Origin of the sequence: uncultured Sphingomonas sp., assembly GCF_964237335.1 — a bacterium.
Lineage (GTDB): Bacteria > Pseudomonadota > Alphaproteobacteria > Sphingomonadales > Sphingomonadaceae > Sphingomonas.
This window is the reverse complement of record NZ_CAXSHM010000027.1, coordinates 12,318-28,757: the sequence shown is the minus strand read 5'-3', so window position 1 is coordinate 28,757 and position 16,440 is coordinate 12,318. Positions and strand designations below refer to the sequence as shown.

General features: G+C 67.8%; 19 protein-coding genes. 12 read left to right on the top strand and 7 right to left on the bottom strand.

The window, feature by feature from the left end; translation table 11 throughout:
- Positions 1-154 precede the first annotated feature (154 nt).
- The 4 genes from ACFE65_RS13040 (at position 155) to ACFE65_RS13025 (ending at position 3,676) form a co-directional block, all read left to right on the top strand.
- Positions 155-1,459, top strand: a complete 1,305-nt coding sequence (locus ACFE65_RS13040; protein WP_375382819.1) for a methyl-accepting chemotaxis protein — start codon at positions 155-157, stop codon at positions 1,457-1,459.
- Positions 1,460-1,522: 63 nt separating this feature from the next.
- Positions 1,523-1,963: a hypothetical protein gene (locus ACFE65_RS13035; RefSeq protein WP_375382798.1), complete on the top strand. Its 441-nt coding sequence runs from the start codon at positions 1,523-1,525 to the stop codon at positions 1,961-1,963.
- 76 nt (positions 1,964-2,039) lie between these two features.
- Complete coding sequence (locus ACFE65_RS13030; protein ID WP_375382797.1) at positions 2,040-2,747, top strand: SDR family NAD(P)-dependent oxidoreductase; 708 nt, start codon at positions 2,040-2,042, stop codon at positions 2,745-2,747.
- On the top strand, positions 2,744-3,676 hold the full coding sequence (locus ACFE65_RS13025; RefSeq protein WP_375382796.1) for a 50S ribosomal protein L11 methyltransferase: 933 nt from the start codon (positions 2,744-2,746) through the stop codon (positions 3,674-3,676). The genes ACFE65_RS13030 and ACFE65_RS13025 overlap by 4 nt, the downstream gene beginning before the upstream one ends.
- 103 nt (positions 3,677-3,779) lie before the next feature.
- Here the strand turns inward: ACFE65_RS13025 and phhA are convergent, their stop codons facing one another.
- Positions 3,780-4,664: a phenylalanine 4-monooxygenase gene (phhA, locus tag ACFE65_RS13020; protein WP_375382795.1), complete on the bottom strand. Its 885-nt coding sequence runs from the start codon at positions 4,662-4,664 to the stop codon at positions 3,780-3,782.
- A 41-nt stretch (positions 4,665-4,705) separates the two neighbouring features.
- Between phhA and ACFE65_RS13015 the strand changes: the two genes are divergently transcribed.
- Entirely contained in the window at positions 4,706-5,404 is a 699-nt protein-coding gene (locus ACFE65_RS13015) for a TIGR02117 family protein (RefSeq protein WP_375382794.1), read from the top strand.
- Between the two features lie 480 nt (positions 5,405-5,884).
- Here the strand turns inward: ACFE65_RS13015 and ACFE65_RS13010 are convergent, their stop codons facing one another.
- Entirely contained in the window at positions 5,885-6,172 is a 288-nt protein-coding gene (locus ACFE65_RS13010; RefSeq protein WP_375382793.1) for a hypothetical protein, read from the bottom strand.
- A 48-nt stretch (positions 6,173-6,220) separates the two neighbouring features.
- Here ACFE65_RS13010 and ACFE65_RS13005 point away from each other — a divergent pair, with 48 nt between their 5' ends.
- The 7 genes from ACFE65_RS13005 (at position 6,221) to ACFE65_RS12975 (ending at position 12,460) form a co-directional block, all read left to right on the top strand.
- Positions 6,221-6,742 carry a 2Fe-2S iron-sulfur cluster-binding protein gene (locus ACFE65_RS13005; RefSeq protein WP_375382792.1) on the top strand — a complete coding sequence of 174 codons (522 nt, stop codon included), beginning with the start codon at positions 6,221-6,223 and terminating at the stop codon, positions 6,740-6,742.
- Positions 6,739-7,731 carry an FAD binding domain-containing protein gene (locus ACFE65_RS13000; RefSeq protein WP_375382791.1) on the top strand — a complete coding sequence of 331 codons (993 nt, stop codon included), beginning with the start codon at positions 6,739-6,741 and terminating at the stop codon, positions 7,729-7,731. Before ACFE65_RS13005 ends, ACFE65_RS13000 begins: the two co-directional genes overlap by 4 nt.
- Positions 7,732-7,733: 2 nt before the next feature.
- Positions 7,734-9,959 (top strand): xanthine dehydrogenase family protein molybdopterin-binding subunit, encoded by a 2,226-nt coding sequence (locus tag ACFE65_RS12995; protein WP_375382790.1) that lies wholly within the window; start codon positions 7,734-7,736, stop codon positions 9,957-9,959.
- A 48-nt stretch (positions 9,960-10,007) separates the two neighbouring features.
- Positions 10,008-10,931, top strand: a complete 924-nt coding sequence (locus ACFE65_RS12990; protein WP_375382789.1) for an XdhC family protein — start codon at positions 10,008-10,010, stop codon at positions 10,929-10,931.
- The gene (locus ACFE65_RS12985) at positions 10,918-11,550 is read left to right on the top strand and encodes a nucleotidyltransferase family protein (RefSeq protein WP_375382788.1); all 633 of its coding nucleotides are present in this window, start codon (positions 10,918-10,920) and stop codon (positions 11,548-11,550) included. Before ACFE65_RS12990 ends, ACFE65_RS12985 begins: the two co-directional genes overlap by 14 nt.
- A gap of 57 nt (positions 11,551-11,607) precedes the next feature.
- The gene (locus ACFE65_RS12980; RefSeq protein WP_375382787.1) at positions 11,608-12,174 is read left to right on the top strand and encodes an isochorismatase family protein; all 567 of its coding nucleotides are present in this window, start codon (positions 11,608-11,610) and stop codon (positions 12,172-12,174) included.
- 106 nt (positions 12,175-12,280) lie between these two features.
- Positions 12,281-12,460 (top strand): hypothetical protein, encoded by a 180-nt coding sequence (locus ACFE65_RS12975; RefSeq protein ID WP_375382786.1) that lies wholly within the window; start codon positions 12,281-12,283, stop codon positions 12,458-12,460.
- 6 nt (positions 12,461-12,466) lie between these two features.
- Here the strand turns inward: ACFE65_RS12975 and gorA are convergent, their stop codons facing one another.
- From gorA to pgi, 5 genes are read right to left on the bottom strand one after another with little or no spacing between them, the layout of a single operon-like run.
- Complete coding sequence (gorA, locus tag ACFE65_RS12970) at positions 12,467-13,816, bottom strand: glutathione-disulfide reductase (protein WP_375382785.1); 1,350 nt, start codon at positions 13,814-13,816, stop codon at positions 12,467-12,469.
- Complete coding sequence (locus ACFE65_RS12965; protein ID WP_375382784.1) at positions 13,816-14,226, bottom strand: PIN domain nuclease; 411 nt, start codon at positions 14,224-14,226, stop codon at positions 13,816-13,818. The genes gorA and ACFE65_RS12965 overlap by 1 nt, the downstream gene beginning before the upstream one ends.
- The gene (locus ACFE65_RS12960; protein WP_375382783.1) at positions 14,223-14,414 is read right to left on the bottom strand and encodes a type II toxin-antitoxin system VapB family antitoxin; all 192 of its coding nucleotides are present in this window, start codon (positions 14,412-14,414) and stop codon (positions 14,223-14,225) included. The genes ACFE65_RS12965 and ACFE65_RS12960 overlap by 4 nt, the downstream gene beginning before the upstream one ends.
- Before the next feature lie 48 nt (positions 14,415-14,462).
- A complete protein-coding gene (locus ACFE65_RS12955) occupies positions 14,463-14,858 on the bottom strand; it encodes a DUF4174 domain-containing protein (protein WP_375382782.1) in 396 nt (131 codons plus the stop codon).
- Complete coding sequence (gene pgi, locus ACFE65_RS12950) at positions 14,858-16,375, bottom strand: glucose-6-phosphate isomerase (RefSeq protein ID WP_375382781.1); 1,518 nt, start codon at positions 16,373-16,375, stop codon at positions 14,858-14,860. Before pgi ends, ACFE65_RS12955 begins: the two co-directional genes overlap by 1 nt.
- Positions 16,376-16,440: the final 65 nt, after the last annotated feature.

Genomic DNA, 16,440 nt, shown 5'->3' with positions numbered 1-16,440 from the left:
CGCGCGCGCTTCGGCGACATCGGCTTAACCCGCTCCTAACCACTTCGATCATAGGACCGGGCAACGCGATCGCGTCTCCGGAGACCAGGAAGTGCCAGCCACCGTCAGTTCGCCGCCCCTCCCCGTCCCGGGTCAACTTGCCGCCCGGATCGAGATGGCGGCCCGGATGCGCGCCTTCGATCCCGACGGTACGTTGAAGGCGACCGCGACCGAATTGTGGGCGATCCTGGAACCGGACGCGCAAGCGATCGTGCGCGCCTATTGGGCGCACGGCCGGCGCGTGTTCCCCGACGGGCGCGAACTGCCCGAAGAGGGGCCGCGCCTGCTCGAGATCGGGTGCAGGTTCCTGCGCGACCGCTTCACCGATCCCGGCGGCCAGGCCTGGGTCGAATCGATGGAGCGCACGGTCGGTCGCGGATATCGGGCGGGCGTGTCGACGATGGGGCTGCTGTCGATGAGCTGCTCCAGCGACCGCGTCGCGCTCGAGCTGCTGTTGCGGGCGGTACGCTCGGACGATCCGCGCTTCGGCGCCTATGTCGACGCCATGCTGCGGCTCGCGGGGATGGAAGCGGAAGTGACGGTGGAGTTGAACGACGGCTATGCCCGTCACGCGGCGGACATCGCGCGTGACCGGCTGGTGACCGAGTTCCGGGACGGGATCGCCGCGACCGTCGAGGTGGCGAGCCAGGAGGGGTCGCAGTTGCGCGACCAGGCGATCCGCTCGTCCGCCGCGGTGCGCGGCGTGCTGGGCAAGGCGAGCGAAGTCGCCGCCGCCGCGGAGCAGTCCGCGGTCGCGATGCGCGAGGCGGCGTCCACCGCCGCCGGCCTGATCCGCGCGATCGAGGATGCGCGCGGCGAGGTCGAGGCAGCGGCGGAGATCGCCACGCGCGCATCGGCACAGGCCGGTCGCGCGGTGGGGATGAGCGAGGCGCTGTCCGATCACGCCAAGTCGATCGAATCGATCCTGGGCCTGATCCGCGACATTGCCGGGCAGACGAACCTTCTAGCGCTCAACGCCACGATCGAGGCGGCGCGCGCGGGCGATGCCGGCCGCGGCTTCGCGGTGGTGGCGCAAGAGGTGAAGAGCCTCGCCAGCCAGACCGCGCGCGCGACCGACGACATCGCCGCCAAGATCGCCGCCATCCAGGCGGCGACACGCTCCACGGTGGAGACCAACGCGTCGATCAAGTCCACCGTCGCCGAGGTGCAGGAATCCGCCGAGCGGATCCGCTACGCGATGGAGGCGCAAGCGCAGACCGTGACCGCCATCACCGCCGCTGTCGACGAGACCGCGCTGGCGGCCGACTCGATGAGCGACACGATCGCCGCGATCCGGGAAGACACCGAAGGCGTCGCGAGCGAGATCGACCGGGTGGGTGCGGGCTTCGGCCGGCTCGACGGCCGGCTCGACCATCTGAAGGCAAGCGCGGGCGAGTTCACGGCGAAGGTGGCGGCGTAGGGAGATCGTCGGGAAAATTTGTGCCCAGTAGCAGGTATTGGCGGAGGCGCTTAGATTGGCCTCATGGATGTCCTTCGCATACGTTTTCGCCCTGATGATGAATGGCTTGGCAGGCTCGTGGTCTCAGCCTCGGCCAACGGCTTTGCGGGCGTTGGTGAAGCATGGTTTTCGAAGGACAATCTAAGGGAGTTCGCACAGGCGATCACGGCGCTCCCTCTACCGGCAGACACGCCGCCATCGATTTCGGGCGGCCTCGGCGGCAACGAGAAGAACTCTCCGCAAGACTTGGTTACGATCACCTTTGAGCCGCATAACAGCGTGGGAGGCGTCCGGGCCACGGTACACTTAGAGACCGCGAACTGGGACGGAAAGGAGCGCGGCCTCTACAATGAGACTACAATTCGGTTCCTCGTTACCTACGGCGACCTTGGTCGGTTCGCACCCGCTCTGCTCGACGCTATCGACGGGCACGTCGAAGAGGCCGTGCTTACGGCTACGCCCTAACTGCAGCGGAAGCTTTCCACCACTCCTCCCCGTCCGCGCCTTCTCCCCTCGGCCGCCTCCGGCTAATGCTCACCGGATGACACACATCCTCCTCACCGGCGCGTCGCGGGGCATTGGCGCGGCGTGCGCGGTCGCGTTCGATCGCGCGGACGTTTCGCTCGCCCGCCACGCGACCCGTCCCGCACCGGGCGTGCTCGCCGCAGACTTCGCCGACCCCGCCGCGCCGCGCGCGCTGTGGGATGCGGCGCTCGACGCGCTGGGCGGGCGGATCGACGTGCTGGTCAACAACGCCGGGGTGTTCGAGGCGAGCCCGCTCGACGCCGACGACGATGCCTGGGTGGCGCAGTGGGAGCGCACGATGCGGATCAACCTGACTGCCGCGGCCGAGCTGTCCCGGCTCGCGGTTCTCCACTGGCAGCGACGGGGAAGCGGCGGACGGATCGTCAACGTCGCCAGCCGCGCCGCTTATCGCGGCGACTCGCCCGCCCACTGGCACTACGCCGCCGCCAAGGCCGGCATGGTGGGCATGACCAAGACCATCGCCCGCGGCTATGCGCGCGACGGCATCCTCGCCTTTTCCGTGCTGCCGGGCTTCACGATGACGGGCATGGCGGAGGAGTATCTGGCGAGCCGCGGCGGTGATAAGCTGTTGGCCGACATCCCGCTCGGTCGCGTCGCGTCGGCGGACGAGGTGGCGGAGGTCGTCCGCTGGTGCGCGCTCGACGCGCCGCCGTCGATGACGGGCGCGGCGATCGACGTGAACGGCGCGAGCTTCGTGCGATGACCGCCTATCGCCTGACCCTGCCCTGCACACGCGCCGAAGCCGAGGGGATCGCGCTCGCCGAGATCGACGGCGTGGTCCTCGTCACCACCGAAGAGGAGGAGCATGCCGACGACGGCGCCGGCCGCTGGCGGCTGGACGCCTATTTCGATGGCGAACCCGATGCGGACACACTCGCCGCCGCGCGAGCCTTGGTCGCGCACCCCGACGACGCAGCCGCTACATCGCTGGCGGACGAGGATTGGGTGACGCTGAGCCAGGCCGGGCTGGAACCGATCCGCGAGGGACGGTTCGTGGTCTACACCAGCGCGCACGCCGGGGCCGTTGGCGGAGGTGACGACGTCGTCAGGTTCCGGATCGAGGCCGGGCAGGCGTTCGGCACCGGTCATCACGAGACTACGTCCGGCTGCCTTGGCGTGCTCGATGGTCTGGCACGCGAGGGTAGGCGATACCGCAAGATCATCGACCTAGGGACTGGCACGGGATTGCTCGCCTTCGCGGCGGTCGCGCTCTGGGCGGACGCGGACGTCACGGCGACCGACATCGATCCGATCGCAATCGAGGTAACGCGGGAGAACGCTGCCGCTAACGACGTAGCGGTCGGCGGCGATATCGGTGAGGTTTCGCTTCTCGTCGCCGACGGCACGCGCGACCCGACCATCGCCGAACGCGCGCCCTACGACCTCATCATCGCCAACATCCTTGCCGGCCCGCTGATCGCGATGGCGCCCGAGATCGCCGCCATCGCCGCGCCCGGCGCGACCGTGTTGCTCGCCGGGTTGCTGACCACCCAGGCTGCGGCGGTGGAGACCGCCTATGCGGCGGCGGGCTGCGCCATCCACGAACGTCTGGTGCGCGGCGACTGGACGATCCTGCGGCTGACGGCGGGCGCCGCAATAGATGGGCAGAGTAAGGGGCCGCGCACACCCTGACGCGTCATCCCCGCGAAGGCGGGGACCCATCTCCTAACCATTATACTGAGCACGAGCGACAGGTGCTGGGTCCCCGCTTTCGCGGGGATGACGATGACAGAGGCTAGCCTGCCTTCCCCCGCGCATAGTCCTGCGTGCCGCGCGTGATGACATGGTCGCCCTCCACGATCGTCGCAACGGGGATGTCCGCCTCCCCCGCCAGCTCGGCATACAGCGGCGCGAAATCGGTCTCCACCGTTGCGCGCAGCAGTTCCTCGAAGCTCGGGATTACGAAGTAATTCTGCTGGAAGTCGTCGATCCGGTACTCGGTCCGCATCACCCGCTTGAGGTCGAAGCCGATCCGGTTGGGGCTTGGATCGTCGAGCGCGAAGCGGCTCTCGGCGTAGCTCGACACGATGCCCGAGCCATAGATGCGCAATGCCCCCGCCTCCTGCACCAGCCCGAACTCGACGGTGTACCAGTACAGCCGCCCGAGGTTCTTGAGCGCGCCCATCTGCAACGCCCGCTGTCCGCCCCGGCCATAGGCCGCCAGATAGTCGGCGAACACCGGATCGGCGAGCATCGGCACATGACCGAACACGTCGTGGAAAACGTCCGGCTCCTCCAGATAGTCGAGCTGGTCCGGACGGCGGATGAAGTTGCCGGCGACGAAGCGGCGATTGGCCATATGGTCGAAGAACACGTCGTCGGGCACCAGCCCCGGCACCGCGACGACCTGCCACCCCGTCAGCGCGCCCAGCCGGTCGTTGAGCTCGCGATAGTCGGGGATGCCGGGCTTCGACAGCTTGAGAACGTCAAGCCCGCGGAACCACGCGTCCGACGCGCGGCCGGGCAGCAGCTTCGCCTGGCGCGCGAACAACGTGTCCCAGGTCGCATGGTCCTGCGCGGTATAGGCGTCCCAATCCTGGTTCACCGTCCAATCGGCGGACACCGCCACCGGGGAAGCGGAGGGTGCGGGAGCATCGAGCACATGCGTATCGTCGGCCATCGCGCTATCCTATCACCGGATCGGAAAAGGGGAACGCTCGGGTGAGGTGGCAGGTTGCCCGGTGGGCGCGACGGGTCGGGACGGCGTTCGTCCTGTTGCTGCTCGGCTATGGAGCGGCGGGCCTGGCGGGCGGCGCGATCCCGCGCAATGCCGGTTGGCGGCCGATGGAGGCGGGCAGCCCGGGCAGCGTGACGATCTGGGTCGAGTCGAACGGCATCCACACCGGCTTCATTCTGCCCAAGGTCGCGGCGGGCGCCGGCTGGCGGATCGACTGGCGCGACCTCGCGCGGCCCGGAGACCTCGCCGACCCACGCTACGCCCGCTTCGACCATATCGCGATCGGCTGGGGCGAGAAGGCGTTCTTCCTCGACACGCCCGACTGGGCGCACGTCAGCCCTCGCGTGCTGCTCGCCGCCGCGATCGGCAGCGACGCGACGTTGCTCCACGTCGAGCACATCCCCGCCCCGACGCGCGCCAGCGACGACGAGCGCCGCATCGTGCTGCGCCCCGAGGAATACCGCCGCCTCGCCGCCTTCATCCGCGCAAGCGCCAGGCCGGGCGGCCGGCCTTACCGCGGCTACGACCGCGACGACGCCTTCTACGACGCCCAGGGCCACTATAGTGCGGCCAACACCTGCAACGCGTGGACCGGCGACGCGCTGGCGGCGGCGGGGGTGCGGGTCGGCTGGTGGACGCCCTTCCCCATCACAGTGACACGCTGGTTCCAAGCGCGGCCGTAGGGTAAAGTCGTGTCATGCCAGCACTAGCCTTGCTCGCCGCCGCGGCCGCCGTCGCAATACCCGACTGGGCACGATCCTATGCGATGGGCACCCTGCACCTCAACAAATACCGCGCCGCGAGCGTCGACCTGAACGGGGACGGGCGACCGGAGGTGCTGGTGTACTCTGAAGATTGGAGACGCTGCCGCATGGGTGACGGCAACGGCTGCACGCTCTGGGTGCTAACGCGCCGCGGCGGGACAACAGCCGTGGTCGGTCGTATGACGATCGCCTGGCCGCCGGTTTGGCTGTTACGCTCCCGGAGTCACGGTTGGCGAGACCTCGCCATGCAGACCGCCCGCGGCGGCAGTCTTCCGAATTGGACGGGCCGAATGCAATTCGATGGTCGACGCTATCCCGTCGATCCGTCAGTCGCTTCGCAACCGTCAGAAAAGTCAATCTGTGGCGTCCTAATCGACTCCACGCCGCCAATGTGGCCGTTCAAGTATACCCCGTGTACGTCCCGCAGCCGCTGACGTTCGACCTCTTGTGGCAGCGCTTGGCCAGCTCCCGCCGCTCGCGCTCCTCCTCCTTGCGCTTCTTGCGGACATAGGCGCGGTCGCGTTCCGAGGGGCTAGTCGTGGTCCAGTCCACCACCTTGCCGCCCGCCTTGAACGGTACCTTGGCGACGGACACGGCGGTGAACGGCGCGTGCGCGACCGTCGAGACCGCGCTGACGCAGCCGGTCGCGGCCAGAGGCAGCAGAAGCGCGAGGACCGGGCGGGACACCATTTCAGTCCCGCACGTTAACGCTTTTCGATCCAACAGGCGAGCCCCATGCACTTCACCATCAACGGCCGAGCCTATGATGCCGAGCCCGACATCCGCACCACCGTGCTGGACCTATGCCGGGAGCATCTGGGCCTGACCGGCAGCAAGAAGGGCTGCGATCACGGCCAATGTGGGTCGTGCACCGTCCTCATCAACGGGCGCCGGGTCAACAGTTGCCTGACGCTGGCGGTGATGCACCAGGACGACGAGATCACGACGATCGAGGGACTGGGCACGCCCGAGCACCTCCACCCGCTGCAGGCGGCGTTCGTCAGCCATGACGGCTATCAATGCGGCTATTGCACGCCGGGGCAAATATGCTCCGCGGTCGGCATGCTCGACGAGGTGGCGAAGGGCTGGGCGAGCCATGTCAGCGCAGACCTCGACGATCCCGCCTTCACCGACGCCGAGATCGCCGAGCGGATGAGCGGAAATCTGTGCCGGTGCGCCGCCTATCCCAACATCGTCGCGGCGATCCGGGATGTCGCCGACCAGGCCGACGCGGCCGGCAGGAAGGAAGCGGCATGAAGCTGTTCGACTATGAGCGCGCCTCGTCGCCCGAAGTCGCGACCCGCACCGGTGCGGCCGCGGATGCGAGCTTCATCGCCGGCGGCACCAACCTCCTCGACCTGATGAAGCTCCAGGTGATGACGCCGGGTCGGCTGGTCGACATCAGCCGGCTCGACCTGGCCCGGATCGAGGATACCGACGACGGCGGACTGTCGATCGGCGCATTGGTGCCCAACAGCGATCTCGCCGCCGATCCACGCGTGCGCGACCGCTACGAGGTGCTGAGCCGCGCGCTGCTCGCTGGCGCCTCGGGCCAGCTCCGCAACAAGGCGACGACGGGCGGCAACCTGCTCCAGCGCACCCGCTGCTATTATTTCTATGACACCAGCAGCGCGTGCAACAAGCGCGCCCCCGGCAGCGGCTGCGACGCGATGGAGGGGTATAATCGCATCCTCGCGGTGCTCGGCACCTCCGACAAATGCATCGCCAGCCATCCCAGCGACATGGCGGTGGCGATGCGCGCGCTGGACGCGACGATCGTGACGTTGAAGCCGGACGGCGACCGGCGACGGATCGCCATTCACGATTTCTATTGCCTGCCCGGCGACACGCCCGAGATCGAAACGGTGCTGGAGCCGGGCGAGCTCATCACCGCGGTCGAACTACCGCCGATGCCTGACGGCACGCGACAATTGTACCGCAAGGTGCGTGACCGTGCCTCCTACGCCTTCGCGCTGGTGTCCGTGGCCGGTGTGGTGACGATGGCGGACGGGAAGATCGCCACCGCGGCGCTCGCCTTCGGCGGCCTCGGCACCATGCCCTGGCGCGACACCCGGGTCGAGCATCTGCTCGTCGGCCAAGTTCCCGCGACCGCGCTGTTCGAGGCGGCGGCGGACGAGCTGCTCGCCGACGCGCGCGGCCACGGCAGCAACGACTTCAAGATCCCCCTCGCCCGCCGCACGCTGATCGCGAGCCTGCGCGAGCTGACCGACACGCAGGACCGATAGCCATGAGCACGACCAACTCGCTCACCATGAGCCACAAGGTGCCGCGCAGCCTGCTCGACACGGGCGTACAGGGCCTGATCGGCCAACCGCTCGACCGCTACGAGGGCAGACTGAAGGTCGCGGGCACGGCGACCTATGCCGCCGAGTACCCCGTCGAGCACCTCGCCTACGGCTATCTCGTCCAGGCTCGCGAGGGGGCGGGCAAGGTGCGGTCGATCGACGTGGACGCGGCCAAGGCCGTCCCCGGCGTGATCGACGTGGTGGTCGACCACAAGACGCTCGCCCGCGTCGCGGCGCAGGGCGGGCAGACGAGCGCTCCGACGCAGGGGACGCAGGAGATCAGCTACATCGGCCAGCCGGTCGCGATCGTCGTCGCCGAAAGCTACGAGGCGGCGCGCGATGCCGGCGAGCGGATCGTCGTCGCATACGACCATGCCGAGGGCCGCTACGACTTCGCCCGCTTCAGCGACGATCGCACGACGCCCAAGGAGACGGTCACGCCGCCCAGATACAAGCAGGGCGATCTCGACAAGGCGATGGCAGATGCCGCGGTGACGGTGGACGAGACGTACACGACGCCCAGCCAGAACTCGGCGGCGATGGAGCCGCACAGCTCCACCGCCGTCTGGTCCAGCGACGGCGACCTCACGATGTTCGGATCGTACCAGATGCCGACGCAGGACAGCCAGTCGCTCGCCAAGGCGCTTGGGCTGCCCGTATCCAAGGTCCGGATGGTGTCGCACTATATCGGCGGCGGTTTCGGATCGAAGCTCGGCATCGCGCCCGAGGCGGTCGCGGCCGCAGTGGCGGCGAAGGCGATCGGCAGGCCGGTGAAGGTCGCGATGGCGCGCCAGCAGGTGTTCGAGACGACGCCGCGCCGCTCCAACACGCTTCAGCGGGTGCGGCTCGCGGCAGGGCCGGACGGCGTGTTGACCGGCATCGGCCATGAGAGCGTCTCGACCAACACGCCGGGCGAGACCTATTACGAGCCCTGCGGCATCGGCACCCACGCGCTCTACGCCGGCGAGAACCGGCTCATCACCCACGAGCTGGTGACGCTGAACTGGGGCATGTCGGGGTCGATGCGCGCGCCGGGCGAAGCGGTGGGGATGATCGCGGTCGAGGCGGCGATGGACGTCCTGGCCGAGAAGGTCGGCATCGACCCCGTGGAGTTGAGGAAGCGCAACGATCCGGATCGCGATCCCGAGATGGACGTGCCCTATTCCAGCCGGCAGCTCAGCCGCTGTCTCGACGAAGGCGCCGACAGGTTCGGCTGGTCGACGCGCAACGCGACGCCGGCCCAGGTCCGCGACGGCGAATGGCTGGTCGGCATGGGCATGGCGGCGGCGACCCGCAACAACCAGCTGATGAAGTCGTCGGCCAGCGTGAGGCTGGACGCGGCCGGGATGCTGACGGTGCGCACGTCGATGACCGACATCGGCACGGGCACCTACACAATCTTGGCGCAGATCGCGGGCGAGCTGCTGGGGCTGCCGATCGACCGCATCAGGGTCGAACTGGGCGACACGCGCTATGGCCCCAGCGCCGGATCGGGTGGGTCATGGGGTGCGGCGTCGGCCGGGTCGGCTGTCTACCTCGCCGCGGAAGGCATCCGGAGCCAGATCGCCAAGAAACTGGGCGTCGACCCCGACGATCTGACGCTGAAGGACGGCGTCGCCATCGCGCAGAACAAGGCGACGCCGCTCGCCGACCTGGCGGGCGACGGCATCGAGGTGACGGGCGAGATCGCGCCGGGCCACAACGAGAAGAGCAGCAGCCAGGCCTCGCACGGCGCGCATTTCTGCGAGGTCGGCGTCAACGCGGTCACGGGCGAGGTCCGCGTGCGCCGCTATCTCGGCGTGTTCTCCGCGGGGCGCATCCTCAACGCCAAGACGGCGCGCTCGCAATGTATCGGCGGCATCACCTTCGGGATCGGCGCCGCGCTGGAGGAGGATCTGATCCACGACGTGCGCAACGGCAAGCTCGTCAACCGTGACCTGGCGGAATATCATGTGCCGGTGAACGCGGACGTGCCCGCGATCGAGGTGATCCTGCTGCCCGAGCGCGACCTGTTCGCCAATCCGCTGCATGCCAAGGGGATCGGCGAGCTCGGCATCTCGGGCTCGGCCGCGGCGATCGCCAACGCGATCTACAACGCCTGCGGGGTTCGGGTGAACGACTTCCCGATCACCTGCGACAAGCTGCTCGCCGGATTGCCGCCGATGTGAAGGACCGGGGGAGGTGATGTTCACCCTCCGCAGTCCTACATCCATGCCATGGCAGAGAACGACAGCGTCATCGCGGCCGCGCGCGGCTGGAAGGGAGAGCCGCTGGCGCTCGCCACGGTCGTGTCCACCTGGGGCTCGGCGCCGCGACCCAAAGGCAGCCACATGCTCGTCCATGCCGACGGGCGGTTCGAGGGATCGGTTTCGGGCGGTTGCGTCGAGAGCGACATCCTCCAAACGGCCGCCGAGGTGATCGCGGGCGCGCCGTTCCAGGTGAAGCGCTATGGCGTCGCGGATGCTGCCGCCTGGGAGGTGGGACTGCCCTGCGGCGGCGAGATCGCGGTGATGGTGCAGCCGGTGTCGGCCGAGGGCTTCGACCCCGAATTGTTCGACCGCATCGCCGACGCGCGCTCCCACGGCGCGGCACTGACGGTCGCGACCGACCTTGCGACCGGCCATTCGGACGCGCGACCGCTGGAAACAAGCGAGGCGTTCATCAACCGCTACGATCCGCCACGCCGGCTGCTGATCGTCGGTGCGGTCCAGATTGCGCAGGCGCTCACGGGCCTGGCGCGCGAGCTCGGCATCGAGACAGTGGTGATCGATCCGCGCGGGCGGTTCCTGACGGAGGAGCGGTTTCCCGGCACGACGCTTGACGATCGCTGGCCCGACGAAGCGGTCGCGGCGCTCAAGCCCGACCCGTCCACCGCGGTCGTGACGCTCAGCCATGACATCAAGATCGACGATCCCGCGCTGATCGAGGCCCTGAAAAGCGACGCGCCTTATGTGGGCGCGCTCGGCAGCCGGCGCAGCCACGCCGCACGGCGGGAGCGGCTGGCGGCGGCGGGGGTCGCGCAGGCGGACATCGACCGGATCGACGCGCCCGTTGGCATCGACATCGGGGCGATCGGCCCGTCCGAGATCGCGCTGTCGATCGCGGCGGCGATGGTGGGAGCTTTTCGTGAGCATAGTTGAACAGATCCGGATCGAGAAAACCGTGCTCGTCCTGCTCGCAGCAGGTCGCGGGTCCCGGTTCGGCGACATCGATGCCAAGCTGGAGCAGGAGTTCCTGGGTCGTCCACTCGGCCTGCACGTCGCGGTGGCGCTTGAGGACCTGCCTTTCCTGTCGCGCCTCGCCGTCGTCGGCACCGACCGGCTCGACTATGCGCGCCATGGTTTTCAGGTGTTGCACAACGACGATCCCGGTCAGGGCATGGCGCGGTCGGTGCGGATCGGGATCGAGACCGCGGAGCGGACGGCGGCGGACGCGGTGCTGATCGCGCTCGCCGACATGCCGCGGGTGACGGCTGCGCATATCCATCGGCTGTTCGACGCGAGCACCGACGCGAACACGGTCGTGGCGTCGAGCGACGGCTGCGATCCCAAGCCACCGGCGCTGTTCGGCCGCGGCCGGTTCGCGTTCCTCAAGACGCTGGACGGCGACGCGGGCGCGCGCGACCTGGTGAGGGCCGGCCGCCACGTCGTCACCGCGCCGGCCGAGCTGATCGACGTCGATACGCCCGAGGAGTTGGAGGCGCTGCGCAAGCTGGTCCACTCGCCCGAGGCGATCACCCGGCGCCCGGCGCGGCGCTAGCGTCTCGAGCTCGATACTCCGGGTTGAACCCATCGCGCGCTCGTCGGTTGAGGCGCGATGAGCACGCTAGATCCCCGCACCACCGCCCTTGTCCTCATCGACCTTCAGGACGGCATCGTCGCCGGGGACAAGGCACCATATTCCGGCCATGCCGTCGTCGAGACCGCCAAGAACCTCGCGGCGCGCTTTCGTGAAAAGAGCGCTCCCGTCGTGCTCGTCCACGTCGGGTTCCGCAACGAGGAAGAAGTCCCCAGCCGCCACGTCGACGATGCCATCCCGATCCCGACCGGGGGCACCCCACCCGCTTTCTACGCATTTGCGGGCGGCCTGCACCAGCCGGGCGACATCGTCGTGCTGAAGCACAACTGGGGCGCGTTCACCGGCACCGATCTCGACCTCCAGTTGCGCCGGCGCGGCGTGAAGACGGTGGTGGTGGCCGGGATCGCGACCAACTTCGGCGTCGAATCCACCGTACGCTCGGCCTCGGAGCTGAGCTACGACGTCGTCGTGGTGGAAGACGCCTGCACCTCGATGACGGCGGACCTGCACAGCTTCGCGATCGAGAAGATCCTGCCGCGGATCGCACGGATCGTGAGCGCGGACGACCTGACGCTCGGCGAGTGACGGGGCACCCGGATGGAGGCCGGACGGGATTGCGTGCCGACGCGACGAAGCGCATAACCGCCCGACGATGCCGCGAGGCTGTCGGCGTCGAGAACGGTGGTGACCGATGGCGACGCTTGATCGAACCGACGAGTTCCTGGCCCGTGCCCTGCAGGAGGACCGTGCCGCGCAACGTGCGACCAGTATCGAGGCACGACTATCGCATCAGAAATTGGCGATGCACCTGCGCCGTGCGGTGGCCCGCTTCGGTTTCCTTCGCAGAGACGGCGACCGGGACCCGCGCTGACGATCGTCACTTCATCAGGACCAGTTCCTCCGCCATCGTCGGGTGGAGCGCGACGACATCGTCGAACTGGTCCTTCGTCAATCCCGCCTTCACCGCGATCGCCGCAGCCTGGAGGATCTCCGGCACGTCGGGGCCGATCATGTGCAACCCGACGACCCGGCCCGTCTCTCCGTCGCACACCATCTTGTAGAGCGAGCGTTCGTTGCGGCCGGCGAGCACGTTCTTCATCGGGCGAAAATCGCTCGTATAGACCCGCACCGAACCGAGCTTTTCCTTCGCCTGCGCCTCCGTCAGACCGACCCCGGCGAGCGGCGGGTGGCTGAAGACGGCGCTGGGGATGCAGTCATAATCGACCCGCGTCGGCTTGCCGCCGTAGAGCGTATCGGCAAATGCCTGGCCTTCGCGGATCGCGACGGGGGTGAGCTGGACGCGGTTGGTGACGTCCCCCACCGCATAGAGGCTCTCGCAGGTCGATCGGTTGTCGGCATCGACCACGATCGCGCCATGCTGGTCTAGCTCGGCGCCCGCGGTCTCCAGTCCCAACCCGCGCGTGTTGGGCGAGCGGCCGGTCGCGAACATCACGCAATCGACGACCGCCGGTTCGTGGTTGGACATGTGGACGGTCAGGCAATTGTTGTCGCCGCGCTCGATCTTCTGGAACGCCGCGTCGAAGCGGAACTCCAGCCCCTTCATGATGCTGATCTGAAGCAGGCGGTCGCGGATTGACACGTCATAGCCGCGCAGGATCTCCTGCGTCCGGTTGACGATGATGACGTGCGCGCCGAACTGGTGGAACAGCCCGGCGAACTCGTTGGCGATATAGCCCGCACCGGCGATCAGGATGCGCTTGGGCACGTCGGGCAAATGGAACGCCTCGTTCGAGGTGATGCCATGCTCGTGGCCCGGAAAGGTCGGGATCGACGGGTGTGCGCCGACCGCGACCAGGATCGTCTTCGCCGTCACGGTGCGGTTGTCCGCCAGCGCCACTTCATGCGGCCCGGCGACTGTCGCGCGCGCGGCGATGATCTCGACATGGTGGCTCGTCAGCGTCTGGGTATAGGCGCCGTTGATCCGGTCCACCTCCTCCATCACGTTGCCGCGAAGCGTCGACCAGGAGAAGTCGCACTGAGCCGGCACGTTCCAGCCGAAGCGGCGCGCGTCCTTCAGGTCCTCGGCAAAATGCGCGCCATAGACGAGCAGCTTCTTGGGCACGCAGCCGCGGATGACGCAGGTGCCTCCGACGCGATACTCCTCGGCGATGGCGACCTTCGCGCCATGCGCGGCGGCAACGCGGGCGGCACGCACTCCACCGGAGCCCGCGCCGATGACGAAGAGGTCGTAGTCGTAATCGGTCATCAGAAGCTTTCAAGATCATCGAGTGCGGAGCGGAGGCCCAGATGCTCGACGAAGGGATCGAAATCGCGGTCACTGTAGAGCAGCGGGATGTCGTCGGTGATGCACCGCGTGGCGATCAACGTATCGATGGTCTTGCGAACCGTAATACCGCGCGTGCGTAAGGTTCTGTAATGGCGAGCGGCGGCAAGGGCGGTCGTTTCATCCACCGTCTGCAACACACGATGCGGGCGCAACGCCTGGTACAACGCCGCAAACTCACGATCCGTATCGCACCCCTGCAACACCTCGGTGACGACCAGATCAGGAATCGTAATCTCGTTCGACTCGATCCCGCATATCAACATGTCGACCTGAGGCGTCGAAGTGTCGCGGAAAAAGTCGATCCAGACGCTGGTGTCTACCGCAATCAATCGCGTCGCATCTCGTCAAGATCGCCAATCCAATTGATTTTTCCACGCAGCTTCAACATACCACGGCGCTGGTTTGCGGTGACTACCTGACGCAAGGCCTGTTCCACGGTCTCACGCTTTGTCGTGGCACCGGTAGCCGCCATCGCATCAGCCATCAGAGTTTCGTCGATATCAATGTTGGTCCGCATGTGTACGCTCCCGCTGCGCGATACACATAGTGGACAATGCGGTTTGCTTCAACGCTGCCCTGCCCGCCGCATCGGCATCGCGTCGATCGTGCCCTGGAGCATCTGCGCGGTCACCGGCGCCGCGGACCGGTACGCCTCGTGCCCATCCTTGCCGATAAGCACGACCGCAAAGGAACTCGGCAACAGATGGAAACGCGCGCGCAACGAGGCGGGATCGTCCGCCGCGCCCGATGTCGTGCGCCCCACCAGCTCGACCACGATCACATCGCGGTCCGTCGCGCCCTTGCTCCAGCTTGCCAGCGTCGCGCGTTGCGCCCGCAGCCGGGGATCGTCCGCCGCCGGCGCGGCGATCAACAGCACGCGTCGCTGGTCGCGCATCTGCGCCACCGTCCGCGCGCCGGATGCCGCCATCGCTGGCAGCATCGACGCCGGCAGCAATGGCATCACTCCAGCCCAGCGCGCTTGATGAGGTCAGTGGTCGAAGGGTCAAACTCCTGCCCGCCCTTGGACGCCGCCTTGGCCATCTCCTTGCCGAGCTCGACGCCGAACTGGTCGAAGCTGTTGATCTCGAGCAACGTGCCCGCGACGAACACCCGGTGCTCGTAGAAGGCGATCAGCGCGCCGAGCGTGTGCGGATCGAGTTGATCGAGCAGGATGGTCGAGGTCGGCCGATCGCCGGTATAGCTACGCGCCGGATCGTCGACATGCTTGCCCTTCATCAGCGCCGCGCCCTGCGCGAATGCGTTGAGCAGCAGCTGCTTGTGATGCTCCGGGTTCAGATCGTCGCCTGCCTCGATCACCGCGACGAACTCGACGGGGACGAGGTGCGTACCCTGGTGCAGCAACTGGAACACCGCATGCTGCGCGTCGGTGCCGACCCCGCCCCAGGTGATCGCGGTCGACGGCCGCGTCAGCCACCGGCCCGAGACGGTCACGCCCTTGCCGTTCGACTCCATCTCGAGCTGCTGCAAATAAGGCGGCAGCAGCTTGAGCCGCTCGTCATAGGCGAAGGTCGCGCGCGTTTCCGCGCGGCGCACCTGCGTGTAGTATAGGTCCGCGAACGCCGCGAGCGCGGGCGCGCTCTCGTGCAGCGCGGTCAGGCGGAAATGGCGGTCCATCTCGGCCGCGCCTTCCAGCAGTTCCTCGAACGCCGCCCAGCCGAGCTTGATCGCGGCCGGGAAACCGATCGACGACCAGAGCGAATAGCGGCCGCCCACGCCTTCGCCGAACGGCAGCACGCGCGTCTCGTCCACGCCCCATTCGATCGCCTTTTCGGGGCTTGCGGTCAGCGCGACAACGCGGCCATAGGGGTCATCGACGCCGGCTTCCTGCATCCACTGGACGACCGTGTCGGCGTTCAGCATGGTTTCCGTCGTGGTGAACGTCTTGGATGCGACCACCAGCAACGTGGTGTGCGGATCGAACTGCTTGAACACGTCCTCCATCGCCATGCCGTCGACGTTGGAGACGATCGCCACCTCGTAGCGATCCGCGCCGCGTCCGAGCGAGTCGACCAGCAGGTTGGGGCCGAGCGCCGATCCGCCGATGCCGGTGTGCAGCACGTAGCGGATCTCGCCCAAGGCGCCCGCTTCGATCGCGTCGATCAGCGTGCGCATCCGCTCGTGGTATTTCTTCGCCCGAGCGACGCTTTCCGGCGCACCCTCGTAACGCTCGGCGGTATGCTCGACCGGCCGATCCTCGGTCACGTTGATGTGATCGCCCGCGAACATCTTGTCGCGACGGCCGGCGAGGTCGCGCTTGTGGGAAAGCGCCTCGAACGCCGTGACCGCCTCGGTCGTCAAATGCGTCTTGGACCAGTCGAAATGCATCCCCGCGACGTCGAGCGAGAAGCGCGACAGCCGCTCGGGGTCGGACGCGAACAGCTCTTCCAGTTTCCGCTTGGGCAGCGCCTCGATCGCGGACCAGTCGTTCGTCTGATCGCCTGCCTCGTTGTCGGCCATGCAAAGCTCCTTCGTGTTCGAGTGATGCCGTGATCGCGTCGCCAACGTACAGGAGGCGCCAAGGC

Excerpts from the sequence above, each read along its gene's own strand:
- ACFE65_RS13040 (WP_375382819.1), top strand. The coding sequence starts at position 155 with ATGGCGGCCCGGATGCGCGCCTTCGATCCCGACGGTACGTTGAAGGCG.
- ACFE65_RS13025 (WP_375382796.1), top strand. The coding sequence starts at position 2,744 with ATGACCGCCTATCGCCTGACCCTGCCCTGCACACGCGCCGAAGCCGAG.
- ACFE65_RS13035 (WP_375382798.1), top strand. The coding sequence starts at position 1,523 with ATGGATGTCCTTCGCATACGTTTTCGCCCTGATGATGAATGGCTTGGC.
- gorA (WP_375382785.1), bottom strand. The coding sequence starts at position 13,816 with ATGACCGATTACGACTACGACCTCTTCGTCATCGGCGCGGGCTCCGGT.
- ACFE65_RS12980 (WP_375382787.1), top strand. The coding sequence starts at position 11,608 with ATGAGCACGCTAGATCCCCGCACCACCGCCCTTGTCCTCATCGACCTT.
- ACFE65_RS13000 (WP_375382791.1), top strand. The coding sequence starts at position 6,739 with ATGAAGCTGTTCGACTATGAGCGCGCCTCGTCGCCCGAAGTCGCGACC.
- ACFE65_RS12995 (WP_375382790.1), top strand. The coding sequence starts at position 7,734 with ATGAGCACGACCAACTCGCTCACCATGAGCCACAAGGTGCCGCGCAGC.
- ACFE65_RS12990 (WP_375382789.1), top strand. The coding sequence starts at position 10,008 with ATGGCAGAGAACGACAGCGTCATCGCGGCCGCGCGCGGCTGGAAGGGA.
- ACFE65_RS13030 (WP_375382797.1), top strand. The coding sequence starts at position 2,040 with ATGACACACATCCTCCTCACCGGCGCGTCGCGGGGCATTGGCGCGGCG.
- ACFE65_RS13005 (WP_375382792.1), top strand. The coding sequence starts at position 6,221 with ATGCACTTCACCATCAACGGCCGAGCCTATGATGCCGAGCCCGACATC.
- ACFE65_RS12975 (WP_375382786.1), top strand. The coding sequence starts at position 12,281 with ATGGCGACGCTTGATCGAACCGACGAGTTCCTGGCCCGTGCCCTGCAG.
- phhA (WP_375382795.1), bottom strand. The coding sequence starts at position 4,664 with ATGGCCGACGATACGCATGTGCTCGATGCTCCCGCACCCTCCGCTTCC.
- ACFE65_RS12960 (WP_375382783.1), bottom strand. The coding sequence starts at position 14,414 with ATGCGGACCAACATTGATATCGACGAAACTCTGATGGCTGATGCGATG.
- pgi (WP_375382781.1), bottom strand. The coding sequence starts at position 16,375 with ATGGCCGACAACGAGGCAGGCGATCAGACGAACGACTGGTCCGCGATC.
- ACFE65_RS12955 (WP_375382782.1), bottom strand. The coding sequence starts at position 14,858 with ATGCCATTGCTGCCGGCGTCGATGCTGCCAGCGATGGCGGCATCCGGC.